Origin of the sequence: Pseudomonas sp. Root71 (assembly GCF_001429045.1) — a bacterium.
Lineage (GTDB): Bacteria > Pseudomonadota > Gammaproteobacteria > Pseudomonadales > Pseudomonadaceae > Aquipseudomonas > Aquipseudomonas monachiensis.
In genome coordinates, this window is record NZ_LMHY01000027.1 from 421,081 (window position 1) to 447,496 (window position 26,416).

Here is a 26,416-nt window from a genome sequence, read left to right on the forward strand (position 1 = left end):
CCCTGAAAAACCCGTTTAATGCGCCCCGTTGCCCAGATAGCTCAGTCGGTAGAGCAGGGGATTGAAAATCCCCGTGTCGGCGGTTCGATTCCGTCTCTGGGCACCAAAATACCGAAAAACCCCAAGCGAAGATGATTCCTTGGGGTTTTTTATTGCCTGCGATTTAACGGCCGCCGGACCAGGTCCCTCACACTTTCCCCTTGACCCGTCATTCCAGCCATTCTCACTCCCGCCTCTCAAAAACAGATAGCTTTCGAAATGCTTGAAGCTATCGCCGAGAACTCACCCAAGCCGCATCCACTGACGCAGGCTCAGTTGCCGGGTTCAAAACACAGCTGACAGGGGCAAACAGCCTGGAGCTACCGATTTGATCGTCTGACTGATGGCAGTTTGACGCCATCGTTTTGCCCTGTAGACTGCCAGGCACTTCCGCTTTCTCTTTGCATAAAAGGAATTTGCAATGCCAACCCTGGGCGAAATTCGCGTCAACCCTACGACTGGCTATCACTCCGAGCCCTCCCTCACGGCTCTGAAAGATGGTGGATACATCGTGGCGTGGAGCGATCAGGGAACAGGCTCCACCGATTACATCTACACCCAGCGCTATAACGCCAGTGGCGTGAAGACAGGCGGGCCCGCCCTCGTCAACAGCGTTACGAACAGCGCACAGGAAGATCCCACCATTACCGCACTGGCCAACGGTGGCTACGTGGTCGCCTGGCAATCGGACAGCTTTGACGATATGTCGGACATCGCCGCCCAGGTCTACAACGCCAATGGCGCCAAGGTTGGAAGCGAGTTCATCGTCAACACAAGCAGAAACGGCATCCAGGACAGTGCGCAGATCACCGCGCTAAAAGATGGCGGTTTTGTGGTGTCCTGGGCTTCGTACGGCCAGGACGGCAGCGGTTGGGGCGGTTACCTGCAGCGCTATAACGCCAGCGGCGCAAAGACTGGTGCAGAAACACGCGTCTCTACCACCACTCAGTACGACCAGGATGGCCCTACGGTCACCGGTCTTGCCGATGGCGGCATGATGGTGGTTTGGGAGGGTAACGGAACAGGCGATACATCCGGTATTTTCGGTCAGCGGTTCAAGGCCGACGGCAGCAAATCGGGTGGAGAAATTCGCATCAACACCAGGGTTGCCGACGATCAGACAGACCCCATGATCAAGGTTCTGAGTAATGGTAACTATGTCGTCACCTGGCAATCAGCTCCCGACGATGGCGATGGCGACGACGAAACCGATGCCCCTGGCGACGTCTACGCGCAGCTTTTCAATGCCGCCGGCGTAAAAGTGGGCGCAGAAACCCGGGTGAACACCACCACCGCAGGCAATCAGGAAGAGCCTGATGTCACCGCCATGACGGGGGGCGGTTATCTGGTGACCTGGGCAGGCCAGGGCACCGGTGATGTAAATGGCATCTTCGCCCAACTCTTCAATGCCAGCGGCGTCAAGGTTGGGAGCGAAACCCGCATCAATACCACCACTACCGGCAATCAAATGTTCACCCAGGTGACTACATTGGCCGATGGCGGTTATGTGATTGCCTGGGAGTCCTCTGTGGTCAATGGGCAAGTTGACGTTTATACCCAGCGTTTTGACGCGAACGGCAACAAGGTTTCCAGCCTGACAGGCGATACCTTGGCCAACACCCTGACCTGGACCGGCGCCGGCAGCGTGATCATCGACGGCGGCGCGGGCAACGACACGCTTACAGGTGGCCGCGCCAACGATCATCTAAACGGCGGCGCCGGCAATGACTCGCTCAACGGCGCTGCCGGTGCCGACCGCCTGATCGGCGGCGACGGCTCCGACCTCTACTACGTCGACAACGCCAGCGATATCGTCAGCGAAACCAATGCCACGGCCAGTACCGGCGGCACCGACAGAGTGTATAGCTACCTCGGCGCCTACACCCTGGGTGACAACGTCGAGAACCTGCGCCTGCTGTCGACCGGCGCTGCCAACGGCACCGGTAACAGCCTCAACAACGTCATCGACGCAGGTGCCGGCAACAACATCCTCAATGGCGGCGCCGGTATCGATACCGCGTCCTATGCCTACGCCACCGCGGCGGTCACGGCCAACCTGGCGCTGACCACCGCGCAAGCCACCGGTGGCTCCGGTTCAGACACCCTGTTGAACTTTGAAAACCTCACGGGCAGCAACTACAACGACAAGCTGACCGGCAACGCAACCGCCAACACCCTCATCGGCGGTGCCGGCAACGACACGCTCACCGGTGGCGCCGGCAACGACCTGCTGATCGGCGGCACGGGCCTGGACAAGCTGTATGCCTGTTGAACTTCGAAAACCTCACGGGCAGCAACTACAACGACAAGCTGACCGGCAACGCAACCGCCAACACCCTCATCGGCGGTGCCGGCAACGACACGCTCACCGGTGGCGCCGGCAACGACCTGCTGATCGGCGGCACGGGCCTGGACAAGCTGTATGGTGGCACCGGGGCCGACAAGTTCGACTTCAATGCCTTGAGTGAAATGGGCCTGGGCGCCGCCCTGCGCGATGTCATTGGCGACTTCAAGACCAGCGAAGGCGACAAGATCGACCTGTCGACCCTGGACGCCAACCTGGCGACGGTGGCCAACGATGCGTTCAGCTTCATCGGCTCCAGCGCCTTCAGCAGCAATGCCGCAGGGCAGGTTGTCATTGGCGACTTCAACCTGCGCGATGTCATTGGCGACTTCAAGACCAGCGAAGGCGACAAGATCGACCTGTCGACCCTGGACGCCAACCTGGCGACGGTGGCCAACGATGCGTTCAGCTTCATCGGCTCCAGCGCCTTCAGCAGCAATGCCGCAGGGCAGCTGCGGTTCGCCGGCGGCATTCTCTACGGCAGCACCGACGCCGACACGGCCGCTGAGTTCGAAATTCAGTTGCTGGGGGTGAACACACTGAAAGTTACCGACCTGATTGCCTGATCAGTCAGACGTTGCCTATCCGATGTTCCATGGTTGTCCCGAAAACAAACTGACAAGAAAGTTTTAAATAAATGACAGGGGTGTTGATATGGCTAGCTTGATAAACGGACTTGGTGGTACATCGGGTTTCGGGGAGAACCAGCTGACTCGAAACGATGACAGCTACACCTCTTACATTGATATCAGCACTGTTTTCGGGGCTGCCGGACTCAATTTCTTCGGCACCAACTACACCGACATTTCCGTCAACAACAACGGAAACATCACATTCGGCGGCGGTCTTTCCACCTATACCCCCTACGGCATGCAAGATTCCAGCAGGCCGATGATTGCTCCCTTTTTTGCCGACGTCGATACCCGTGGCACAACGGTCAGTGCCACGCCGGGTGGCACATCGACGGGCAGCAATCTGGTCTATTACGACTTCAATACCGCAGGCAATGGCACGCTGACCGTTACCTGGGATGACGTCGGTTACTACAACAGTAAGGTAGATAAGCTCAATGCCTTCCAACTCCAGCTGGTTGGAAAGGGCAACGGCAACTTCGATGTCATCTTCAGATATGAAACCATCAACTGGACGACCGGTAGCGCCAGTGGCGGTACCGACGGCCTGGGAGGAACCGTTGCCCGTGCCGGTTACTCGACCGGCGACGGTTCCTCCTGGTATGAACTGCCACAATCGGGCAATGAATCCGCCATTCTCGGGCTGGAAACCACCCTTGGTAACACAGGGGTAGCCGGTTATTACAAGTTCAGCATCGTCAGCGGCACATCCGGCAATGACAACATGCAAGGAACGGCCGGGAATGACTCGCTCTATGGCTCATCGGGCAATGACGTCATCAATGGTTTCGCCGGAAATGATGTGCTCTACGGCGCAGCGGGCAGCGACAGGCTCTTGGGCGGCCTGGGAGACGACACCTATATCGTGGATGCGCTGGATACGCTTGTTGAACTTGCCAACCAGGGTACCGACGTCGTTCAGGCAGAAATCAGCTATACACTCGGTGACAACCTGGAGAACCTGATACTGACTGGTAGCAGCAGTATCAACGGCACAGGTAACGCCCTGAACAACACCTTTGTCGGCAACACATCAAACAATGTATTCAATGGCGCGGCGGGCACCGACTTTGTTTCATATGCCTACTCCAACTATGGCGTCAGCGTCGATCTGTCCAACACCAACTCACAATATACGTCCCAAGGCTACGATACATTCGTGTCTATCGAAGGCATCATCGGTACCGATGACTCCGACACGCTGACCGGCAATGCCCTGGCCAATATCCTTATCGGCGGCGCAGATAACGACACCCTCAATGGCGGGGCCGGCAACGACACCCTCGATGGCGGCAGTGGCGCCGACCAGATGACTGGCGGCGATGGCTCTGACGGTTACTACGTCGACAATGTCGGCGATATCGTCAGCGAGACCAATGCTGTCGCCAGCACCGGTGGTACCGATACCGTTAACAGCTATCTCGGGACCTACACCCTGGGCGCCAATGTCGAGAACCTGCGCTTGTTGTCGACCGGCACTGTCCACGGCGCCGGTAACAGCCTCAACAACGTCATCGACGCCGGGGCCGGCAACAACATCCTCAATGGCGCCGCCGGTATCGATACCGCGTCCTATGCCTACGCCACCGCGGCGGTCACGGCCAACCTGGGACTGACCACTGCGCAAGCCACCGGTGGCTCCGGTTCCGACACCCTGTTGAACTTCGAAAACCTCACGGGCAGCAACTATCACGACAGGCTGACCGGCAATGCGGCCGCCAACACCCTCAGCGGTGGCCTGGGCAGCGACCAACTCAACGGCGCTGCCGGTGCCGACCGCCTGATCGGCGGCCGACAGGCTGACCGGCAATGCGGCCGCCAACACCCTCAGCGGTGGCCTGGGCAGCGACCAACTCAACGGCGCTGCCGGTGCCGACCGCCTGATCGGCGGCGACGGCTCCGACCTCTACTACGTCGACAATGCTGGCGATATCGTCAGTGAAACCAATGCTGTCGCCAGCACCGGTGGCATCGATACCGTTTATAGCTACCTCGGTGCCTACACCCTGACTGACAATGTCGAGAACCTGCGCCTGCTGGCGACCGGCGCTGCCAACGGCACCGGTAACAGCCTCAATAACGTCATCGATGCAGGTGCCGGCAACAACATCCTCAATGGCGGCGCCGGTATCGATACCGCGTCCTATGCCTATGCCACGGCGGCGGTGACGGTCAACCTGGGACTGACCACTGCGCAAGCCACCGGTGGTTCCGGTTCCGACACCCTGTTGAACTTCGAAAACCTCACGGGCAGCAACTATCACGACAGGCTGACCGGCAATGCGGCCGCCAACACCCTCAGCGGTGGCCTGGGCAGCGACCAACTCAACGGCGCTGCCGGTGCCGACCGCCTGATCGGCGGTGACGGCTCCGACCTCTACTACGTCGATAACGCCGGCGATATCGTCAGCGAAACCAATGCTGCCGCCAGCACCGGTGGCATCGATACCGTTTATAGCTCCCTCGGTGCCTACACTCTGACTGACAATGTCGAGAACCTGCGCCTGCTGGCGACCGGCGCTGCCAACGGCACCGGTAACAGCCTCAATAACGTCATCGATGCAGCGGCCGGCAACAACATCCTAAATGGCGGCGCCGGTATCGATACCGCGTCCTATGCCTATGCCACGGCGGCGGTGACGGTCAACCTGGGATTGACCACCGCGCAAGCCACCGGTGGTTCCGGTTCAGACACCCTGTTGAACTTTGAAAACCTCACGGGCAGCAACTACAACGACAAGCTGACCGGCAACGCAGCCGCCAACACCCTCATCGGCGGTGCCGGCAACGACACGCTCACCGGTGGCGCCGGCAACGACCTGCTGATCGGCGGCACGGGCCTGGACAAGCTGTATGATCGACCTGTCGACCCTGGACGCCAACCTGGCGACGGTGGCCAACGATGCGTTCAGCTTCATCGGCTCCAGCGCCTTCAGCAGCAATGCCGCAGGGCAGTTGCGGTTCGCCGGCGGCATTCTCTACGGCAGCACCGACGCCGACACGGCAGCGGAGTTCGAAATTCAGTTGGTGGGGGTGAGCAACTTGCAAACTGCCGACCTGATTGCCTGATAGAGGGTCGTCTCTGACACCAAAGTACCAAGAAACCCTGAATCGCAGGATTCAGGGTTTTATATGCCCGCGGGAAAGTGAATGTGCAGGTTATAGCCGGTGGTCTGCTGAATGGCCTTGGACTCATCCTCGCCGATACCGCCCGACAGGTAGGTGATGCCGTTTTGTTCCTGGCTTTGCACCTGCACCCCCTGGCTGTCGATGGGCTCAAGGCTCAGGGCAGGTGTCATCGCTGGATACATCAGTATGCCTACAGCGGTGAGGGGCAACAGGAGTGTATGGAGGTATTTCATGATGACGACTCCCGGGTTCTGCAGATAATGGCCTTGGACTCATCCTCGCCGATACCGCCCGACAGGTAGGTGATGCCGTTTTGTTCCTGGCTTTGCACCTGCACCCCCTGGCTGTCGATGGGCTCAAGGCTGGCCATTCCTGGTTGCCCCCCCGGCCTGTCAGAACGCTCCGTCTGCTTTAACGGAAATGGATGACATACGACGATTAACAGTTTGTGCAGAATTAAAGGAGGAGCTGCCGCATAACCAGCAACAGATACACAGCAGGGATGTAGAAAATGACTGACGCCGCTCAACCAGACGTCGAAACCGCAGAGCTTTTTACCGAACAAGAAATCAGAACTTTCAGCTTTGATATTCCGCAGTCAACGTTGCTTCACACATTCGCCGAAGAACTGGCCGCCATCGGTGGGCCACAGGCACCGGGAGCCAAGTCCAAAGCCGCTTTGGCGGCTATTGAATTGAAGTTCTCGTTCTCGAAAGACCAATGCGAACTGTTGAGTGCCTATTCCGATGGCCTTATTTCCGTATTGATCTTTGATGGGTTGCAAAAAATCTCAGACGCCAGCCCTCCAGATGAATTACCAGATCAGACTTCCCTGGAAAACCGAAGCGACGTCCTTTGCCTGGCCGCCCGCAATCAGATCCTATTGAAACTGGTAGATAACAGGGCCTTTGCCTACGACATGGACAATGACGGAAAACTGGTTCGACTGGTGGCCAACTTCAAGGGCGGCGGACTGACCAGAATCCCTGCAGAGCCGGACATCAAAGAATTGAGCTCCCACTCCGGCCTGGCGCTAGGCCCACACACAGAGGCGCCCTACCGGTGCGCCATAAACGCGAAAGACGGACACTCACCCTCGCCGTCGTCGCTGATACTCTCAGCTTTGTGGAACCCGAGCCTGGAACCGACACGAGTCATTCCACTGCCTCCCATACTCGAAAAAATCGGCATAACCAACTGCCTCGCGCTGACTACGGGGAGCTTTCAGTTCACCCGCAGTGACTCCTTTGTCAGAGGCAAGGGAGAGGATGGTCACAATGTTTCAATTCTGGAATTCGATGACAACGTCGGGTTCGCGGCCCGTTTCAACTCATACCGATTTTCGGTAAACGGCAATGCCTCACGTTTCGTCAAAACGGCCTATGCCGCCCTATGCCAGGGTGTGCGCGAAGCAACGCCAATCGAATACACGCTGTCGCAAGAGTCCGCCTTGCTCATCAATAACGTTCGGGCGCTGCACGGACGGGACATCATCCAAGACAACAGACGGGTGCTAGTTCGCATTTTTGGCCTGTCGAAATTTTCGTCTCCTATCGTTATTTCAGAAGACCCGCTGAGGCTGCAGGGCTGACTTTTGGATGACTTGCCAGTAACTGTAAAAGAGGAATCGGAATGTCTTGGGATGTAATTAGCCTATTAGCGCTCGTCGCATTTTGCGCCGGCTTTTTTGATGCAATAGCAGGTGGCGGAGGATTAATAACCTTGCCTGCACTGTTTCTGGCTGGGGTGGATCCCATCAGTGCGATTGCCACGAACAAGTTCCAGGCCGCTTCGGCAACCGTTTCGGCAACGGTAGCCTTTGCTCGCAAAGGAATGATCGAGTGGCGCGAAGGTCGCTTCCTGGTTGTCTGCGGATTTATTGGCGGCGCCAGTGGAGCCTTGCTGGTCAGCTCTATTGATAAGCGCTACCTGGAAGTTTGCGTACCTATCATGCTGATTCTGGTAGCCATCTATTTTGCGCTTTCTCCAAAGCTGGCCAATGAAGATCGACGCAAGAGAATTGGCATTCTGCTTTTTTCGTTTAGCGTTGCGCCGATTCTGGGCTTCTACGACGGTATATTTGGCCCCGGTGTAGGCTCTTTCTTTATCGTCGGATTCGTACTGCTCTGCGGCCTGGGCATGATGCGGGCCATGAGCTTTACCAAACTTGCCAACGCCTCATGTAATCTCGGTTCTCTGTCGGTCTTTATCACCAAAGGTGTGATTATCTGGCCGGTAGCCATAGCCATGGCTTTGGCGGCCTTCGTCGGTGCTCAATTGGGTGCACGGGCCGCTGTCCGGGTTGGACCACGGTTGATCAAACCTATGTTGATCGTGGTCTGCTGCGCGTTGGCCATCAAACTGCTGAGCGTAGAAACCAACCCTTTACGCGTTGCACTCATCCAGACATTGGCGTCGTTATGATCATCACATCGAAAATGATCGGCGCCCAAGACGGGTCTGTACGCCGTTCATGACACCACATACAAGAAACCCTGAATTACAGGATCCAGGGTCTGATTGCGCTTCTTGATTTACAGACTCTCGCTAACTCGCATCATTCCAGTGGAAAACCAGATTACGGGCTGCACCACTGCCAACATCGGCAACGTCCTGCCGTGTTTCGCCGTTATGCGTCGCAATGACCGTGTATTTACCGGCCGGCAGTTTCACGTAGACCAGCGGGCCGGCGCCATTGAGCGTCAACACGGTCTGCCCCGGGGCTTTCTGAATAACCACATTCACGTCTGGAGTGTATTCATTTCCCGTCCCGACAGAGAATGTCATGTGCAGGTTATAGCCGGTGGTCTGCTGGATGGCCTTGGACTCATCCTCGCCGATACCGCCCGACAGGTAGGTGATGCCGTTTTGTTCCTGGCTTTGCACCTGCACCCCCTGGCTGTCGATGGGCTCTGGATACATCAGTATGCCTACAGCGGTGAGGGGCAACAGGAGTGTATGGAGGTATTTCATGATGACGACTCCCGGGTTCTGCAGAACCCAATCGTTACACTCTTTGGATTTCCAGCCGGAGGGAGGGGTTTAGATTGATTTGGCCTGAGTACGAAACGTACTACGCCATTTGCTCCTCAACCCTCGCTTGCCATCAGACCCGTCCTGCCGGACAACCCGGTATTTCCTGTCTGTTTTTCAGTAATCCCCGGCATCTTCGAAAGTTGCACACTTGTCATTCTCTTTCGCTGTTCAACCTGCTGCGGAAGACCTCATGACAACCCCCACCCCCAACGACACTCACGACCCACATCTGGCATCACTGCTTGGCAACCTTGGTAAATTGATCCATCAGGCACGTCAGAAAGTGCTTCGGGCGGCCGATACCGTGCAAGTGCAAACCTGCTGGCAGATTGGCCGGCACATTGTTGAGTTCGAACAGAACGGCGCGCGACGGGCCAGGTATGGCAAAGAGTTACTGTCAACCTTGGCCAAAGTGCTAACTGCGGAGTTCGGAAAGGGATTTGACGCGTCCAACCTTCGGTATATGCGTCTGTTCTATCAAGCCTTTCCAATTCGTGACGCACTGCGTCACGAATTGAGCTGGCCCCACTACCGCCACCTGCTTCGGGTCGACAACGACAGCGCTCGTCTCTGGTACATGAACGAATCAGCCACCCAAAACTGGTCAAGCCGAGCGCTGGAGCGCCAGATCAATACGCTGTACTACGAACGCCTGTTGGCGAGTCGCGATCGCGGCAGCGTCAAGCAGGAGGCCGCCACCCACATTCAAAACATGAAGGCCAGCCCTCGGGATTTCATCCGTGATCCGGTGGTACTGGAGTTTCTTGGTTTACCCAATGCCGGCAAGCTTCAGGAAAGCGAGATCGAACAAGCGCTGATCGAACAATTGCTGGCCAGCAAGTACAAGCTTGTCCTGCCGAGTGAAGAGGAACTGCGTGATGCACTGGATCGGGAGCGAGCAGCACTTGAAGAGCGCTTGACCAATCAACAACCGCGTTGAATCGAACGGATTGTCCATCAACGGCATCAAGACTATCGTTGGCAGCTACCCGCAAAGGACTGACGCCGATGAATTTGCAGGACACGCCTCCACTGGCCCCCACGCGCATCGAGTTGTCGCGGCCGGATACCATCCCTGGCAAGCCGTTCAAGGAAACCGCCGCGGATGGCTTCATCCTCGGTGGCTTCACCTGGCGACACGCCTCTCAAGACGCCGCTCGTCCGGTAGTGATCATCAATGCCGCCACGTCAGTCCGTTGCCGGCATTACTCACGTTTTGCCGACTACCTGTTCGCCCACGGCTTCGATGTCATCACCTATGACTACCGCGGCATCGGCGAGTCGCGTCCGGCATCGCTCAAGGGGCTTCAAGCCTCGTGGACCGATTGGGGAGCGCTGGATTTCGAAGCGATGCTCAAGCGCGCACAGCGTGAGTTCCCGGGGCAGCCTGTCGATGTGGTCGGCCACAGCTTTGGCGGCTGTGCAGCGGGCCTGGGGGCGTCCGGGCACCTGATCCGCCGCCTGGTGACGGTCGGTGCGCAATTCGCCTACTGGCGCGACTATGCGCCGGCCCATCGCTGGCGCATGTTCGGCAAGTGGCATGTGCTGATGCCACTGGTGACGATGATCTACGGTTACTTTCCGGGCAAACGCCTTGGCTGGCTGGAAGACACACCTGCTGGCGTGGTCCGTGACTGGAGTCTCTCCACTGCCCGTTACGAGAAACGCGCCAGCGGCCGCACAATCAGCAAAACCACCGGGCAGTTGCCCTTTGCCAACGTCACCGCGCAAACCCTGGCCATCAGCATCAGCGACGATCCATACGGCACGGTCCCTGCCATCGAGCGCCTGCTTGGCTACTTCACCGGCAGCTCAAACTCTCACCTGCGCATCCATCCCGAAGACATCGGCGAAGAAGAAGTCGGACATTTCGCCTTTTTTCGTAGCGCATACCAAGCCACACTATGGCCCATTGCATTGGCCTGGCTGCAAAACGGCGAACTGGCCCCCGATACCCCCGGGCGGCGAGTGCCACGCAGTTAGGGGGCGTTCTCAATTAGTTTTCACGCCGCGCCGGGTTTGCTGACGGGAAAACTAATTGAGAACGCCCCCTAGGCCCTTTGCCCCTTCAACGAATACGGAACGACGCCCATGGCCTCCGCCAACAAGCAGCAAAAACGCGCCACCCGCGCCAAGGCCAAGGCCAAGCAGAACCGCACCCAGCGGGCTGCCGCGCCGGTGGAACTGGACCCGAACGATGATCGCATCGACTTCGAATCGGTGGACCTGACCGACATGTTCAAAGAGATGATCGACGCACAAAAGATCAGCCAGCAGGCCATGTGCGCGGCCTTTCTGGAACATCCGCTTATCGCACTGGTACTGGAACAGGAAGGTGAGGAAACAGCGACAGACTTCATCCTCGCCGCACTGATCGAATATCGCCAATGGTCCGCTGAAACCGACGAAGCCGGCGCCCTGGCATGGATCGAATCACCAGCCTTCCAGGCTGACTACGTGGCGGCGTCCGACGCCATTGCCGCGCAAACCCAACAGAAACCGAACTGAGTTCCCATGGCCTCCCTGAACAAGCAACAGAAACGCGCCAAGCGCGCAAAAGCCAAAGCCAAGCAGATCCGCATGGTCGGCAGAAAATCCATCGTGGATCAGGACCTGCCCGATTTCGGCGAGCCAATCCCGGAATACACCCTGGCGATGTTCAGCAAAATGCGTGACGCCGAAGCGGTCAGCCGCAGCGAAATGCTCTCGGTATTGCTGACGGACCTCGCCTTTATCATCATCGACCATCCAGAACTGCTGGACATGGAAAACGCCGACGACGAAGGCATGGCCGCCACCCACCTGGCCGCCGACATGCTGATCGACTACCGCATGTGGGCCGACGGCATGGACCGCGACGCCGCCCAGGCATGGCTGAGCGAGCCACAGTTCATCGCCGATTTCGGCGCTGCACTGGATGTCTACCGCGAGTCGCTGGAAGCGCCGGAAGAAAAAGCCGAGTAAGGGTTACGCCCAAACAAAAAAGGCCGCTTTTGTCATCACTGACAGCGGCCTTTTTGGCTCTGATCGAGCGCATTCCTTCCGTCAGGCACCACGTATATCCCGTTGACATATCCAACACAAAACCTATCCTTTGGACTCATCGCACCAGCAAAAGCGCAGGAGGTCCAAATGGAACAGACAACCCTTTTCATGAGCAATCGAAGCCAGGCCGTTCGCCTGCCGAAAGCTGTAGCCATGCCAAGCGACGTGAAACGAGTCGACGTCGTCGCCGTAGGTCGAAGCCGAATCATCACGCCCGCCGGTGAAACCTGGGACAGTTGGTTCGATGGCGAAAGCATCACGGCAGACTTCATGACCGATCGCGAGCAACCCGCCGATCAGGAGCGTGAGTCGTTCTGATGATCAAGTACATGCTCGATACCAACATCTGCATCTTCACCATCAAGAACAAACCACAGGTGGTACGGGAGGCGTTCAACCGTCATCACGGCCAACTGTGCATCAGTGCGGTTACGCTGATGGAGCTGATCTACGGCGCGGAAAAATCAGCAGCGCCCGAAAAAAACCTGGCGGTCATCGAGGGCTTCGCCGCCCGACTTGAAGTCCTGCCCTTCGACAACGAAGCAGCAGCACACACCGGAATGATTCGATCCGAGCTGGCAAAGGCAGGCAAACCCATAGACCCGTACGACCAGATGATCGCGGGGCACGCACGCTCACGCGGGTTTATCGTGGTCACCAACAACCTGCGGGAGTTTGAGCGAGTTCCAGGGTTACGCGTAGAAGACTGGGCTCATGTCGACTGAACACATGACAATCAACAGAAACAAAAACGGCCGCTTGTCATCACTGACAGCGGCCGTTTTGCATTACGCGGTATGGATCAGTTCAGCACTACCGCGCCGCGTTTTTCCAGCTTGCGGCGGCGAGCCACCAGCAAGCCGGTCGCTACCACCAGGGCACTGAGCAAGCCGGTCGCAAGAATTTCCACGCGATGGGCATCCTGGAACAGCATGATGGTCAGGGCCGCGACAATGAAGACGATTACCGCGTAGGTCAGGCCCGGGAACAACCACATGCTGAAGGCGATTTTCTCGCCGCGCGCGATACGCTGCTTACGCATGCGCAGTTGCGAAATCGCAATCACCAGGTACACCAGCAGTGCGATGGCACCGGAGCTGGCCAGCAGGAATTCGAACACCGCAGCCGGAGCCACGTAGTTGGCGAATGTTGCCAGGAACGCGGCACCGGTGGACAGCATCACCGCCCAGTAAGGCGTGCCACTTTTGTTGGTGCGCGTGGACATCGCCGGCGCATCGCCGCGCTTGCCCAGGGAAAACATCATGCGCGACGACGTGTAGAGCGCCGAGTTCAGGCAGCTGGTCACGGCAACCAGTACCACAATGTCGACGATCATCTTGGCGTTCGGGATGCCCATGCGTTCAAGCACAGTCTGGTAAGAACCAACGCTGGCCAGGATCGGGTCGTTCCATGGCACCAGGGCCACAACGATGAAGATCGACACGAGGTAGAACAAGCCGATCCGCCAGATCACCGAGTTGGTGGCCTTGGAGATTTGCTTGCCCGGATCTTTCGATTCGGCGGCCGCGATGGTCACGATCTCGGTGCCCATGAAGGAGAACATGGTGGTCAGGATCGCACCCAACACTGCGCCCATGCCGTTTGGCAGGAAGCCCTGGGTGTCGAACAGGTGCGAAACACCGCTGACCTGGCTGCCCGGCAGGAAGCCGAAGATCGCCATGAGGCCCAGAACAATGAAACCAATGATGGCCAGCACTTTGATCAGGGCGAACCAGAACTCGAACTCACCGTAGTTCTTTACGCTGAACAGGTTGGTCACGGTCAGCAACATCGTGATGACCAGGGCGAAGGCCCAGATGTCCACGCCAGGGAACCAGGCATGCAGGATGGTCGCAGCGGCGTTGGCTTCCAGCGGAATTACCAGCACCCAGAACCACCAGTAGAGCCAGCCGATGGTGAAACCGGCCCAGTGACCGATCGCACGGTCGGCGTAAGTCGAAAACGAACCGGTGTCCGGCGAGGCAACGGCCATTTCGCCGAGCATGCGCATCACCAGCACCACCAACATGCCGGCGGCGGCGTAAGCCAACAGAACAGCCGGACCTGCAGCGGCGATGGCGTGACCCGAGCCAACGAACAAGCCGGCGCCGATAACACCGGCAATCGACAGCATGGTCACGTGGCGCGGTTTGAGCCCCTGTTCGAGGCCACTAGAGCTTTGGGTACTGCTCATTAAAACTACCTTTGTAAGGAGAAGCGAATGCGTGCATCCCGTTCGGCGAACCTTCTCGTAAAAAGAAGCCAACAGGGCGTTCTGGATTCTGCACGCAATAATTGCGCCAAAATATTTCAAAACCCTCTAACCCGGCGATCTCACCCCGACCGGACAGTCATCGCAACCCATTGAATTCAATGGCACTTTGCCAGAACGTTACCCTGCCACCCACTTTGTGGGGTGAATCAGCGCACCGGAAACACACCTGAAAATGGCTCCGCGCACATTAAAAGTGCACAAGCGGTGCATTTGGCCGGATAGCGCTTCCAACACCCTGCCAAAGCTGGCAACATCGCGCCTTTTTTTGCGGCAGCCACCGCGCTTTTTATCGACAGGCAAGGTTCAAACGGCTGTTCGGTTGTTGATGGGGCGACAGTCTGCTGCGCCGATGCGACAACCTGCCACGCACCAGCCGTTTACCGTCCGTAGCGCTGTTGGCTGCCATTGAAACGCTATGCTAGGTTGGCCGCCTCGCCAGGAAGGCCGCCAACAGCAGGAGCGCAACATATATGAGGAACGCACATGGCTGAGGCCACGCCCGCGCTTGAAATCCGCAACTTGCACAAACGCTATGGTTCGCTGGAGGTGCTCAAAGGCATCTCGCTGACCGCCCGCGACGGCGACGTGATCTCGATCCTGGGTTCCTCCGGCTCCGGCAAGTCCACGTTCCTGCGGTGCATCAACCTGCTGGAAAATCCGCACCAAGGCCAGATCCTGGTCGCCGGCGAAGAACTCAAGCTCAAGGCCGCGAAGAACGGTGAACTGGTGGCCGCCGATGGCAAGCAGATCAATCGCCTGCGCAGCGAAATCGGTTTTGTGTTTCAAAACTTTAATCTGTGGCCGCACATGAGCGTGCTCGACAACATCATCGAAGCCCCGCGCCGCGTACTCGGCCAGAGCAAGGCCGAAGCCATCGAAGTGGCCGAAGCCCTGCTGGCCAAGGTCGGTATCGCCGACAAGCGCCACGCGTACCCGGCGCAGTTGTCCGGCGGCCAGCAACAACGGGCGGCCATCGCCCGCACCCTGGCCATGCAGCCCAAGGTCATCCTGTTCGACGAGCCGACCTCGGCGCTTGACCCGGAAATGGTCCAGGAAGTACTTAATGTCATCCGCGCGCTGGCCGAAGAAGGCCGCACCATGCTGCTCGTAACCCACGAAATGGGCTTCGCCCGTCAGGTCTCCAGCGAAGTGGTGTTCCTCCACCAGGGCCTGGTAGAAGAGCAAGGATCGCCACAGCAGGTGTTCGAAAACCCGCTTTCGGCGCGCTGCAAACAATTCATGTCCAGCAACCGCTAACGGAGCTACCCACATGCAGAACTACAAAAAGGTCTTCCTGGCTGCCGCCGTCACCCTGGCGTTCAGCGCCGGTGCCATGGCCGAAACCCTGAAGATGGGCATCGAAGCGGCTTACCCGCCGTTCAACAATAAAGATGCCAGTGGCAATGTCGTCGGCTTCGACAAAGAGATCGGCGACGCCCTGTGCGCCAAGATGAAAGTCGAGTGCACCGTCGTGACCTCCGACTGGGACGGCATCATCCCGGCCCTGAACGCCAAGAAGTTCGACTTCCTGATCTCCTCGATGTCGATCACCGACGAGCGCAAGCAAGCGGTGGACTTCACCGACCCGTACTACTCCAACAAGCTGCAGTTCATCGCCAAGAAAGACATCGACTTCAAAACCGACAAGGCGGCGCTCAAAGGCAAGATCATCGGCGCCCAGCGCGCGACCCTGGCCGGCACCTTCCTGGAAGACAACTATGGTGACGACATCACCATCAAGCTCTACGACACCCAGGAAAACGCCTACCTCGACCTGACTTCCGGCCGCCTGGACGGCATCCTGGCCGACAAGTACGTCAACTACGAATGGCTGAAAAGCGACGCTGGCCGTAGCTACGAGTTCAAGGGCGACCCGGTGGAAGAAAGCGACAAGATCGGTATTGCCGTGCGCAAGAAGGACCCGATCCGCGAGAAGCTGAACACCGCGCTCAAAGAAATCGTCGCTGACGGCACCTACAAGAAGATCAACGACAAGTACTTCCCGTTCAGCATCTATTGATACTGACCTGCCTGACCGGCGCCTGATGGCGCCGGTTCTCGGCCTTGCCTGCCGCGATTTGAAAAGAAATCCATGATTATCGACCTCTACGGATTCGGCCCGGCGCTCGCCGCTGGCGCGCTGATGACTGTGAAACTGGCACTCTCGGCCCTGTGCCTGGGGCTGGTACTCGGTCTGCTCGGCGCCTTGGCCAAGACCTCCCCGTACAAGCCGCTGCAATGGCTTGGCGGCACTTACTCGACCCTGGTTCGCGGCATCCCGGAATTGCTCTGGGTGCTGTTGATCTACTTCGGCACGGTCAACCTGATGCGTGCCTTGGGCGAGTTCTTCGGCAACCCCGACCTTGAACTCAACGCCTTCGCCGCCGGCGTGATTGCGCTGGGCCTGTGCTTCGGCGCCTACGCCACGGAAGTGTTTCGCGGTGCGATCCTTGCCATTCCCAAAGGCCATCGTGAAGCCGGCGTGGCCCTAGGCCTGTCGAAGTGGCGCATCTTCACCAAGCTGATCATGCCGCAGATGTGGCGCATCGCCCTGCCCGGCCTGGGCAATCTGTTCATGATCCTGATGAAGGACACCGCGCTGGTGTCGGTGATCGGCCTGGAAGAAATCATGCGTCACGCGCAAATCGGCGTGACCGTCTCCAAACAGCCGTTCACCTTCTATATGGTGGCCGCGTTCATGTACCTGAGCCTGACGGTGCTGGCGATGACCGGCATGCACTTGCTGGAAAAACGTGCCGCTCGCGGCTTCGCGAGGAGCACCCAATGAACTGGGAAGTCATCATCAAGTGGCTGCCGAAACTGGCCCAAGGCGCAACCCTGACCCTCGAACTGGTGGCCATCGCCGTGATCGCCGGTTTGCTGCTGGCCATCCCACTGGGCATCGCCCGCTCGTCGCGCCTGTGGTGGGTGCGGGCATTTCCCTACGGCTACATTTTCTTTTTCCGTGGCACGCCGTTGCTGGTCCAGCTGTTCCTGGTCTACTACGGCCTGGCGCAGTTCGACGCGGTCCGTAACAGTTCGATGTGGCCGTACCTGCGCGATCCGTTCTGGTGCGCCACGGCAACCATGACCCTGCACACCGCGGCCTACATTGCGGAAATCCTGCGGGGCGCCATCCAGGCGATTCCACCGGGCGAGATCGAAGCGGCACGGGCGCTGGGCATGTCCAGGCCCAAGGCACTGTTCTACATCATCCTGCCGCGCGCCGCGCGCATCGGCCTGCCGGCCTACAGCAACGAAGTGATCCTGATGCTCAAGGCCAGCGCCCTGGCCAGCACCGTGACCCTGCTGGAACTGACCGGCATGGCCCGCACCATCATTGCCCGGACCTACCTGCCGGTGGAGATCTTCTTCGCCGCGGGCATGTTCTACCTGGTAATGGCTTACGTGCTGGTGCGTGGCTTCAAGCTGCTGGAGCGCTGGTTGCGCGTCGATGCCTGCCAAGGGCGTTGATACCGGCGTGTTGACGGGCGAGGCCCTGCTCGCCCGTTTCACCGCGCTGGATGCTTTTCTGACAGAGCATCAGGCACTGTGGAAACCTCGGCCGTTCACTCATCTACAGCTGCCTTGGGAAGCGTCCTACCCGGAGCTGGCCGCATGGCTACGCGAGCGAACGCTGGAAGACGCGGAAAACGCTCACAACCAACCCGCCCTCCTGAATGCACCCGAACCCTTTGCTTTCTTGGCAACAATGTCCGTTGCCTTGAGTGCCGTGGATGAATTGCCCGCGCGCATGCTCGAAGCGGCCGGCCATCGATTGAACGTCGATGTACCGGGGCGCAAATGGCAGCAGATCGAAGCCTTCGCCAGTCGCTTGCAGTTTTCCGAGGCACCGCAGCATTGGCTGGACTGGTGCTCAGGCAAGGGACACCTGGGCCGCCGCCTGCTGCAACCGGGGCAACAACTGACATGCCTGGAATACGACCCGGCACTGGTCACCAGCGGCCAGGCACTCAGCCAGCGCCATCACCTGCATGCGCTGCATATCGAACAGGATGTGCTCGCGGCAGACGCCGCTTGTCTACTGCGTGCGTATCACACGCCCGTCGCGCTTCACGCCTGTGGTGATTTGCATGTGCGGTTGATTCAACTCGCCAGCGCCACAGGCTGCAAACAGCTCGCCATTGCACCGTGCTGCTACAACCGAATCAGTCTTGCCCAATATTCGCCGATTTCCTCGGCCGCCAATGGCTCCGGCCTAAAGCTTTCCCTCGACGACCTCGCGCTGCCCATGAGCGAAACCGTTACCGCCGGTACCCGCGTGCGACGTCAACGCGACACCTCCATGGCCCGGCGCCTGGGCTTCGACTTGCTGCAACGGCAACTGCGCGGCCTGGACGAGTACCTGCCAACCCCTTCCCTGCCCAGCACCTGGCTGGACAAACCCTTCGCCGATTACTGCCATCACCTGGCCGCACTCAAAGAGTTATCCACAATCGGCCCGCAAAATTGGCCAGCCCTCGAAGCCGCCGGTTGGCAACGACTGGCCGAAGTGCGCAACCTTGAACTACTGCGCGGACTTTTCCGACGCCCGCTGGAGCTTTGGCTGGTCCTTGATCGGGCACTTTTCCTCGCCGAGCGGGGCTACAGCGTCCGCGTCGGCACCTTCTGCGAAACCCCGCTCACGCCGCGTAATTTCCTGCTCCTGGCCGAACGCGCCTAAACGCATCCGACCTGTGGATAACTCTGTTGATGGAATTATCGTGGATCCAATATCCATGCAGGTTTCAGGACTAAATCCACACTGTTCATTTTTTGTACACCCGAATAAAAAATCGAAAAAACAGGTATTTGCGGACAAATGAGAACAGATCCACAAATTCGGCCTAAACCCGGTGCGCTGCCAATCGCATTGTGCATAAGCATTTAATCAAAACGACATAAACGCCTAATCCCGGACCGTAGACAGGGGAAATTGCACCCTTTCATTACTCTTGATATACACACACGCAAGGGCGCCGGCAGCGCGGCCACAAACAAGAACATTCCTCCGACAGGATGCCCCAGTGACGTTCATTTCCTACGCACAGAATTTCGAAGACATACGCCTGTGGCGCGCCCTCAAAACCGTTGAGAACGGCTTCTACATCGACGTCGGGGCAAACCACCCCACCCATGACTCAGTCACCAAGGCGTTCTATGACCATGGCTGGACCGGCATCAACGTCGAACCGATGCCCAACTACTACGAAGCCCTGTGCCAGCAACGTCCCAAAGACACCAACCTGCAATGCGCGGCCGGGGAAAGTGCTGACGACCTGACCTTCTACGGCATCGCCGGCACCGGCCTCTCGACCCTCGATCCGGCCATGGCGAAATTGCACAAAGACGCCGGCATGGACGTGCGCAGCCAAACGATCAAGTCCCGCACCCTGAGCTCCATCTGCGAAGAACACGCCCAGGGCCGCGCCATCCACTTCCTGAAAATCGACGTCGAAGGCCACGAAGAAACCGTCCTGCGCGGCATGGACTTCAGCCAATGGCGGCCATGGGTGATCCTCATCGAAACCCCCTGGGCCCGCGACCAGACCTGGGAAAACCTGGTCACCGACGCCGGCTACCACTCCATCCTGTTCGACGGCATCAACACCTACTACCTCGCCGAAGAACACCTGAACCTCAAACCCGCCTTCGACATCCCGCCTTGCAACCTGGACGAGTTCCAGTTCTGCAAAGGCCACAACTTCAGCCACCCCGTCAGCGACGCCGAACACCAACTCGCCGCCGCCCTGCAACGCGCCGAACAGGCCGAAGCACAGCTGCGCGCGATGCAAAACAGTCGAGCCTGGCAAGCCATCCAGAAACTCAAGAAAACCCTGCTGCGCACCTGACCTGAAGCTCGCGCAAAAATAGTCAGAATTCAGGGGTTTACAGAAGCCAGCCAATCGCTATAATCGTCGCCCTGACACGCCGGTATAGCTCAGATGGTAGAGCAACTGACTTGTAATCAGTAGGTCCCGGGTTCGATTCCTGGTGCCGGCACCATATAGATCAACAACTTAGGCTCACCGAAAGGTGGGCCTTTTTTGTTTTCTGTGTTTAGCTTCTGATTTGGTCACAGCTTTGGTCACAGCTTCTCCGTTTATTGAAGCTGACGGGAGACATGGATTCGAAAGGCCATAGTCAGTCGCACGCGGGTTATGCAGCGACTCCAACAGCTTCTGAACACAGGCAAACCGATTGGATGGGGCGGAGGAACTGCCTGTTAGAGCCCTTCAGACAGGGCTAAAGGGCTTTGCTTCCGGTATTTAAACTTCAGGTTTGAGGCCACTTTTCTTAGCAAAGAAAACCAGCAGCACTTCGATGATTTTCGCCTCAATGGCATTGAAGATCACTTCTTGCCCCTTGCTGGCCAGCTTCAACTTGTGGCGAAGACGAAGGATAACGCCGGTTAGAGCAACACCAGCCAAGCCAGCCAAGCCGACTCCAACCGGGTACATAATCGGGATTGCAGAAATGATGCCTGCAGACATCAACCAACCAGTGATGCCAGTAGCGCCTACAGTGGTACCAAAATAGCCGGCGCTACCGATGATCGCTGTCGCTATGCCAGAAGCAGACAAGGCGCCAACGCCCAAAAGAGCTCCTGATCCGAGCAGCAACGACGAGATAGCGGCGGAGCTCAGATAGGTACCAGCAACGTATCCGCCCGCGCTGGAGACGATCAGGCCACCAGCGGCATGGGGCACAAGGGAGCCGCCTGCTGCCAGGGCGGAGATGATCGGAATTAATGGTAAAGCCATACTTCTAAGCCTCTACTCTGGTACCCAATTATCACCAAATGATAGCAAAAGGATGGCTCATGCAATCTATTACAGAGCGTCACCGCGCAGTTGGTGACGACTGCCACCCCTTCGTGAGAGCCAGCAATTGGGCGTAAGCAGTCATCACGGAACGTCTGCTCAAGACTGCTTTCTGCCCATCGCGAGAGGCAGAAAATCGGCCAAAAGCAGCCACGCCGTGCACCTACAAATGCAGGGTCGAATCACAAATTTCGAGAGTAAATTCGAAATGGACAAACTCTCGTGTCGCGCTATCGTCCATTGATGCTCGATTCGGCTACACATTGAGTCAGAGGAATGGACTTCACTCATAGCTTCATGCAGGTTTGGGATGCTCTTCACTGGTTTATCCCGCCTTTGCTGCTAATCGGTCTACTGCAATCACGCTGGGCCAAAGGTCACATGGGCGAGCTCTTGGTACGGCTGGTTGCCAGATGTCGGCTGGACAAGCGGACTTACCGTCGCATGCACAACATCACGCTGAATACTATCGATGGCACCACCCAAATTGACCATGTATTCCTGTCTCCCTACGGCATCTTCGTTGTGGAGACAAAGAACAAAAGTGGCTGGATATTCGGTAGCGAAAGGCAATCGCAGTGGACACAGAAGTTATATAAAAATACATACACGTTCCAGAACCCACTGCGGCAGAACTACAAACATCTCAAGGCTCTGCAGACCACTCTCGGCGTAGAACCGGAACATCTGCACTCGGTTGTCACTTTTGTTGGCGCAAGCACCTTCAAATCCGAGATGCCCGCCAATGTCTCCCAGGGTAGTGGCTTCATTCGTTACATAAAGTCATTCAAGCAGCCGGTATTCACTGAGGCTGAAGTTGAAGCGCTTGTGCAAGCTCTGCGAAGCGGCCGGCGCCCGCCAGGTCTGGCCACCCACCGTGAACACGTGCAAAACCTCAAGCGCCGCAATGATCCAACAGTCGAGCGCAAGTGCCCAAAATGCGGCAGTGCATTACTCATTCGCACCGTGAAGTCCGGCCCGAATGCGGGGAAACGGTTCTGGGGCTGTTCGGCGTTTCCCAAGTGCCGAGTGACGCAGAGGCTCTAATGGATGCATGAGAATGGGGCGGCAGGCATGGCCGCAAACAATCCCAAGCGCACCCCGCCTAGCGTCCGACCTGAGTGAAGTGATGTGGCTGCTGCAAGCGCTCTGGTAGGCGACAGTAATGTCTAGATTGAGTGAAATGGATCAATTGCTGTCGCATAGGTGGCAGCCGGTCTAATCATGCAAGGCGTGATGCCCGGACGCACGTCTGACTCTGAAAAAAGGTAGGCGATTCCGATGAAGGCCAACGTCAACCCTTTCGACGGATATGGAAAACAAACGCTAAGGCCGCGCTAATCAAAAACGCAAGCGTCTGAGGTAGTTTATTAACCCCTCCGTGGCTTGAACACGCTCCCTGCCTACCAATTGACCCAGAGGCCCAGCCATCTCCGCAAACCAAAGATCCCGCTAAAAGCGAGGCTACGATCCAAGCGAGAATAAAAACGATCACAGTCGGGATGAATGGTGGGGGCTTTTTTGGGGATACTGAACCTTGATTTTTGTGGGTCACTGCAATTGGTGATACCGCTTCCGTCGGCGAAGATATTGCTGACAGGTTAGGTTTTGACCTGTTCCGCTTACTGTGTTTTTTTTGTAAGTCACTTTTTCCTTCACGCTCATTATTGGGAAACATTGATGATTTCCACTGATGCGCACAACTACGACAATGGCGGTCTACTTCCATATCAGTAATGACACAGCCGCCAAGCTCTACTTCTCCTTTTTCGGCCAATGTCAAATCAGCGGTATCCGGCATTCCCCATAGCAACTGGACGCCATTGATTTTCTCACAGGATGGACAGATAGCTCTTTTCATCGGATTGCTTCTCCTTGCCTTTCCTCAGTTCCACCTCCCAAGGCATGCCAGTGGAGCGACGCTTCAATGCAGCGCCGGTACTGGGTGTCAATCTGCCGCGGAGCTAGGCGAACATATCGTTCGGCTTTCTCACGCTTTTCGCCTGTGAGCTTCTCCAAGTACTCCACGACCTGCTCGGCAGTGGGTGTGATTTCTGCATCGTTGAATTTGGGGGGCAGACCGGTCCATACCACGTGGGCCAGGTCGTGGACGTTAGCCCATTCGGATAAATCTGGAATCAGCCTTGGAGAAGGCTGGCCGGCAGACCATCTGCAAACATGCTTTTCTACATTTTTCCTCGGAATGTTTTCGCGGCTGCGCAAAGCCTCGACAGCAGAAGCGAGATCCACTGAATCCATTACGGCCCACATGGAGGGAACCAGCCGTTCGGTGTCGACTAACACAAGAGTAATTCGCCCATCTTGCGATTGCCTGGCGAATTCAGCTGGTATCAGTGGGCCGTCCTCGAACCACCCCTGAATCGGAAAACCTTTTGGCTCCCAAATCAGGGAGCCCCAACCAAGAGAAGCGATGCGAGCCAATGTGCCTCCGTTGAGCCAGAGTGTTAGTTGGTAGTGAGGTCTAGTGTAAACCGGTGCTCTTGACCGCCATTGGAGAGGCGGTAGACATTGGCGACCATCGTAATCGCATAAGTTGGCACCCGTTTGCTTTAATAGATCCTGAGATCACAGATGTCCAATGGCCAAAGCCAATTGCTGCCTCTAGCCACCGATCGTTTGGGTCGTTTTCAGCCCTTCGTGACAGTCAACAATCAGCCAAAAGCGGACTGCCGTTAAGAGTAGCCACGTCTACGTAGACGACGTGATGGCTTTTCGCTTACCTTCGTGCCCATTCGCGTTCGATCAACAAGGACAAATGGACATGCTGTTGACATCTGTAAAGGTTGGCCCTTTCCGCTCAATCAATGAGCAGCAGACAACTGAGATCGACCCCCAGGTCACTGTCTTGGTGGGGATGAATGAAGCCGGAAAGACGGTCTTTCTCAGAGCTTTGCATAAAGCCAAGGATGCGCTGGACAAAGAGAAATTCGACATCACCGAAGACTATCCACGCAAAGACCTGCTGACATATAAGCGACGCCATGAGGAGTCGCCTGAAAATGCCGTCACCCTAACCTACGTAATCGACGACGCTGAGGCATCTGAAATCAACGCCAAAATCGGTTGTGACATAAAGGCCGGATTCAGATTCACAGTGTCACGTAACTACAAAAATGCTAGTTTAATTGGGTTGAGTATTCCCGAAGCGCCAGTACTCAAAAACCTCGCAACTACCGTAGGGCTGAGCGAAGGTGCAGTAGCCGTCCTCAGCAAAGCCACTTCGCTGAGAGAAGCACTATCAGGCCTGAAAGGCATCAGCCTGACGAACGAGGCTGACACAGAATTCGTCCAAGGGCTCGAAACTCGTGTGAGTGGTGCACATGCGGACTGGTCGTCGGTATGTACCTACGAAGCTTGGCAGTTGCTATCACCGCAGATTCCTAGCTTTCTTTATTTCAGCGACTACGACCTCCTGCCTGGAAAACTCAATCTCAAAGATCTTGCGAATCGCTTAGCCGCCGCAAGCAAAGATCCGGCTAATGCCCACAAGCAGATCGAGGCAAAGCATCAAGCAGTGATCGCCCTACTGCGCATGGCGGGAGTTGAACTGGACGACTTCTCGAATGGCACCTCCTATGAAGAACTGAAGGCACAGATCGAATCGGTATCGATCAACCTAACTGATCAGATTCTGGAATTCTGGAAGCAGAACGAAGACCTCGAAGTCGAGATCGATATTCGGCCTGATGCGTCAGATGCCGCCCCATTTAACGACGGGCCTAACCTCTACCTGCGGATCAAAAACAAAAGACATCGTGGTGTTACCACCCCATTCGATCAGCGCAGCCGAGGCTTCATCTGGTTCTTTAGCTTTTTGGTGTGGTTTGACAGCGTCCAGCAGCAACTCAGCGTGGTCGGCAGTACAACCAGTAACAATCTTGTGCTGCTTCTGGACGAACCGGCCCTGGCTCTGCATGCCCTCGCCCAGTCTGATTTTTTGCGTTACATCGACGATCTTGCTGAGACCCACCAGGTCATCTACACGACTCACTCACCGTTCATGGTGAACTCAGATCGCCTGCACCAAGTTAGGGTAGTGGAAGACAAGCCACGCCAAGGGACAGTGATCTCTTCTAACCTTTCCGGGTCGGATTCCAAGACAATTTTCCCACTACAGGCCGCCCTAGGTTGGAATATTGCTCAAAACCTATTCATCGCCGAGCGAAACTTGCTGGTCGAGGGCATTTCGGAACTCACTGTACTCCAAGCGATGTCTAGAGCCGCTGAAGAGACTGGAGGAGTAGGACTTGATCCCCAAATCACAATCGTCCCCGTTGGGGGCTTGAGCAACGTAGCTACCTTCGTGTCACTCTTGGGAGGTAATGGGTTAGCATTTGCTGTTCTGCATGACTACAGCGGCAAGAGTGATCAGAAGCTCGACGCCATGGTGCAGCAGAAATTGCTAAATCAAAAACAAGTCTTTAATTTCTCACAATTCAAAAACCTAGGAGCGGACGAAGCGGACGCTGTTGCCACCGACCTCGAGGATCTCCTAGACCCCAAAGCGTATCTCGAACATTTCAACGAGGTCTATTCCAAAGCTCTTGCTGGAATAGTCTTAAAACTGGAGGATCTGCCGCAAGCAGATCGGATCGTACAAAGGATTGAGAAGCAGCTGATAAGCAGTCAGGTCAGCGTTCGACCAACTCCTGGATACAATCATTTTGCAGTGGCTGCTGCTTATGTGGCGGTACCGCCTAAGAAGATCAGTAAAGACGTAATTCAGCGATTCTCGAAGCTTTTCGAGACGATCAACCAAGCATTGCGCTGATTTTTTTGGTCGCCAACCTAAAGCATAAACTTTGCTGTTCTGGCCTCATGTCATGTGAGTTATCAGGCCATGGTCACTTGCAGTAGGTTGCCCAAAGCTCATTAACTCCGGTAGCGAAGCTTTGGCTCATCATAGCGATAAACGAGGGAAATCAGATGTCAGCCTTGGGTCGATTCTGTTGAAAAAGTAGCTCCCCTGTCTGGCCTGCGGCAAAATCTCTGCATTGGCCAGCAGGGAAGCACGCAGCATGATGGGACAGTTATCGAGTGGGCAGGAGCGGCTGTTTTACTCGTTCAACCT

General features: G+C 56.9%; 22 protein-coding genes, 2 tRNA genes and 5 pseudogenes. 22 read left to right on the forward strand and 7 right to left on the reverse strand.

The annotated features are described in order from the left end of the window. Positions 1–30: 30 nt before the first annotated feature. From ASD95_RS22345 to ASD95_RS22365, 5 genes and pseudogenes are all read left to right on the forward strand, one after another. Positions 31–106 (forward strand) — tRNA-Phe (locus tag ASD95_RS22345). Positions 107–1,507: 1,401 nt separating this feature from the next. Next, positions 1,508–2,299 (forward strand): annotated as a pseudogene (locus tag ASD95_RS30435) (calcium-binding protein); the annotation flags it as partial. Between the two features lie 8 nt (positions 2,300–2,307). Then, a complete protein-coding gene (locus tag ASD95_RS22355) occupies positions 2,308–2,949 on the forward strand; it encodes a type I secretion C-terminal target domain-containing protein (RefSeq protein WP_056848067.1) in 642 nt (213 codons plus the stop codon). 88 nt (positions 2,950–3,037) lie between these two features. Continuing rightward, positions 3,038–4,786: pseudogene (locus ASD95_RS22360) on the forward strand (nidogen-like domain-containing protein); the annotation flags it as partial. A gap of 31 nt (positions 4,787–4,817) precedes the next feature. Next, positions 4,818–6,084: pseudogene (locus tag ASD95_RS22365) on the forward strand (beta strand repeat-containing protein); the annotation flags it as partial. Between the two features lie 65 nt (positions 6,085–6,149). Here the strand turns inward: ASD95_RS22365 and ASD95_RS22370 are convergent. Further along, positions 6,150–6,377, reverse strand: a pseudogene (locus ASD95_RS22370) (carboxypeptidase regulatory-like domain-containing protein); the annotation flags it as partial. 26 nt (positions 6,378–6,403) lie between these two features. Further along, positions 6,404–6,511, reverse strand: a pseudogene (locus ASD95_RS29240) (carboxypeptidase regulatory-like domain-containing protein); the annotation flags it as partial. Between the two features lie 144 nt (positions 6,512–6,655). On the opposite strand from ASD95_RS29240, the gene ASD95_RS22375 reads away from it, so the two are divergent. Together ASD95_RS22375 and ASD95_RS22380 are read left to right on the forward strand one after the other, a co-directional pair. Next, positions 6,656–7,735 carry a hypothetical protein gene (locus ASD95_RS22375; protein ID WP_056725816.1) on the forward strand — a complete coding sequence of 360 codons (1,080 nt, stop codon included), beginning with the start codon at positions 6,656–6,658 and terminating at the stop codon, positions 7,733–7,735. A gap of 41 nt (positions 7,736–7,776) precedes the next feature. After that, positions 7,777–8,568: a TSUP family transporter gene (locus tag ASD95_RS22380; protein ID WP_056725818.1), complete on the forward strand. Its 792-nt coding sequence runs from the start codon at positions 7,777–7,779 to the stop codon at positions 8,566–8,568. Between the two features lie 123 nt (positions 8,569–8,691). Here the strand turns inward: ASD95_RS22380 and ASD95_RS22385 are convergent, their stop codons facing one another. Then, positions 8,692–9,117 (reverse strand): hypothetical protein, encoded by a 426-nt coding sequence (locus tag ASD95_RS22385; RefSeq protein ID WP_056848070.1) that lies wholly within the window; start codon positions 9,115–9,117, stop codon positions 8,692–8,694. A 253-nt stretch (positions 9,118–9,370) separates the two neighbouring features. On the opposite strand from ASD95_RS22385, the gene ASD95_RS22390 reads away from it, so the two are divergent. From ASD95_RS22390 to vapC, 6 genes are all read left to right on the forward strand, one after another. Then, positions 9,371–10,120, forward strand: a complete 750-nt coding sequence (locus tag ASD95_RS22390) for a DUF1016 N-terminal domain-containing protein (RefSeq protein WP_056725819.1) — start codon at positions 9,371–9,373, stop codon at positions 10,118–10,120. A 68-nt stretch (positions 10,121–10,188) separates the two neighbouring features. Beyond that, complete coding sequence (locus tag ASD95_RS22395) at positions 10,189–11,163, forward strand: alpha/beta hydrolase family protein (RefSeq protein WP_056725822.1); 975 nt, start codon at positions 10,189–10,191, stop codon at positions 11,161–11,163. Between the two features lie 108 nt (positions 11,164–11,271). Next, positions 11,272–11,688, forward strand: a complete 417-nt coding sequence (locus tag ASD95_RS22400; protein ID WP_056725823.1) for a hypothetical protein — start codon at positions 11,272–11,274, stop codon at positions 11,686–11,688. A gap of 6 nt (positions 11,689–11,694) precedes the next feature. Beyond that, entirely contained in the window at positions 11,695–12,144 is a 450-nt protein-coding gene (locus ASD95_RS22405; protein ID WP_056725825.1) for a hypothetical protein, read from the forward strand. Between the two features lie 168 nt (positions 12,145–12,312). Next, positions 12,313–12,543, forward strand: a complete 231-nt coding sequence (gene vapB, locus ASD95_RS22410; protein WP_056725827.1) for a type II toxin-antitoxin system VapB family antitoxin — start codon at positions 12,313–12,315, stop codon at positions 12,541–12,543. Continuing rightward, positions 12,543–12,950 (forward strand): type II toxin-antitoxin system tRNA(fMet)-specific endonuclease VapC, encoded by a 408-nt coding sequence (gene vapC, locus ASD95_RS22415; protein ID WP_056725829.1) that lies wholly within the window; start codon positions 12,543–12,545, stop codon positions 12,948–12,950. Before vapB ends, vapC begins: the two co-directional genes overlap by 1 nt. Before the next feature lie 77 nt (positions 12,951–13,027). On the opposite strand, the gene gabP is transcribed toward vapC, so the two are convergent. Beyond that, on the reverse strand, positions 13,028–14,419 hold the full coding sequence (gene gabP, locus ASD95_RS22420) for a GABA permease (RefSeq protein WP_056725832.1): 1,392 nt from the start codon (positions 14,417–14,419) through the stop codon (positions 13,028–13,030). A 564-nt stretch (positions 14,420–14,983) separates the two neighbouring features. Here gabP and ASD95_RS22425 point away from each other — a divergent pair. The 7 genes from ASD95_RS22425 to ASD95_RS22455 all read left to right on the forward strand — a co-directional run bounded on the left by ASD95_RS22425 (position 14,984) and on the right by ASD95_RS22455 (position 20,506). Beyond that, positions 14,984–15,757 carry an ABC transporter ATP-binding protein gene (locus tag ASD95_RS22425; RefSeq protein ID WP_007972784.1) on the forward strand — a complete coding sequence of 258 codons (774 nt, stop codon included), beginning with the start codon at positions 14,984–14,986 and terminating at the stop codon, positions 15,755–15,757. A 13-nt stretch (positions 15,758–15,770) separates the two neighbouring features. Further along, entirely contained in the window at positions 15,771–16,520 is a 750-nt protein-coding gene (locus tag ASD95_RS22430; protein ID WP_015093061.1) for an ABC transporter substrate-binding protein, read from the forward strand. Between the two features lie 72 nt (positions 16,521–16,592). Then, positions 16,593–17,288, forward strand: coding sequence for an ABC transporter permease (locus ASD95_RS22435; RefSeq protein ID WP_056725834.1), 696 nt, complete (start codon positions 16,593–16,595; stop codon positions 17,286–17,288). After that, positions 17,285–17,974 carry an ABC transporter permease gene (locus tag ASD95_RS22440; RefSeq protein WP_056725836.1) on the forward strand — a complete coding sequence of 230 codons (690 nt, stop codon included), beginning with the start codon at positions 17,285–17,287 and terminating at the stop codon, positions 17,972–17,974. Before ASD95_RS22435 ends, ASD95_RS22440 begins: the two co-directional genes overlap by 4 nt. Next, entirely contained in the window at positions 17,955–19,184 is a 1,230-nt protein-coding gene (locus ASD95_RS22445) for a methyltransferase (protein WP_056725839.1), read from the forward strand. The genes ASD95_RS22440 and ASD95_RS22445 overlap by 20 nt, the downstream gene beginning before the upstream one ends. A 343-nt stretch (positions 19,185–19,527) precedes the next feature. Next, positions 19,528–20,352 carry an FkbM family methyltransferase gene (locus ASD95_RS22450; protein WP_056725841.1) on the forward strand — a complete coding sequence of 275 codons (825 nt, stop codon included), beginning with the start codon at positions 19,528–19,530 and terminating at the stop codon, positions 20,350–20,352. A gap of 78 nt (positions 20,353–20,430) precedes the next feature. Beyond that, positions 20,431–20,506: transfer RNA gene (locus ASD95_RS22455), tRNA-Thr, on the forward strand. A gap of 263 nt (positions 20,507–20,769) precedes the next feature. On the opposite strand, the gene ASD95_RS22460 is transcribed toward ASD95_RS22455, so the two are convergent. Beyond that, positions 20,770–21,264: a hypothetical protein gene (locus ASD95_RS22460; RefSeq protein ID WP_056725843.1), complete on the reverse strand. Its 495-nt coding sequence runs from the start codon at positions 21,262–21,264 to the stop codon at positions 20,770–20,772. Between the two features lie 336 nt (positions 21,265–21,600). Here ASD95_RS22460 and ASD95_RS22465 point away from each other — a divergent pair, with 336 nt between their 5' ends. Further along, positions 21,601–22,371, forward strand: a complete 771-nt coding sequence (locus ASD95_RS22465) for a nuclease-related domain-containing protein (RefSeq protein ID WP_056725845.1) — start codon at positions 21,601–21,603, stop codon at positions 22,369–22,371. A gap of 247 nt (positions 22,372–22,618) precedes the next feature. Here ASD95_RS22465 and ASD95_RS29245 read toward each other — a convergent pair whose 3' ends face one another. Continuing rightward, positions 22,619–23,185, reverse strand: coding sequence for a hypothetical protein (locus ASD95_RS29245; protein ID WP_156385795.1), 567 nt, complete (start codon positions 23,183–23,185; stop codon positions 22,619–22,621). Beyond that, a complete protein-coding gene (locus ASD95_RS22470; protein ID WP_056725846.1) occupies positions 23,182–23,766 on the reverse strand; it encodes a hypothetical protein in 585 nt (194 codons plus the stop codon). The genes ASD95_RS29245 and ASD95_RS22470 overlap by 4 nt, the downstream gene beginning before the upstream one ends. Positions 23,767–24,106: 340 nt before the next feature. Here ASD95_RS22470 and ASD95_RS22475 point away from each other — a divergent pair, with 340 nt between their 5' ends. Next, positions 24,107–26,116, forward strand: a complete 2,010-nt coding sequence (locus ASD95_RS22475; RefSeq protein ID WP_056725849.1) for an AAA family ATPase — start codon at positions 24,107–24,109, stop codon at positions 26,114–26,116. The last annotated feature ends 300 nt before the right edge of the window (positions 26,117–26,416 follow it).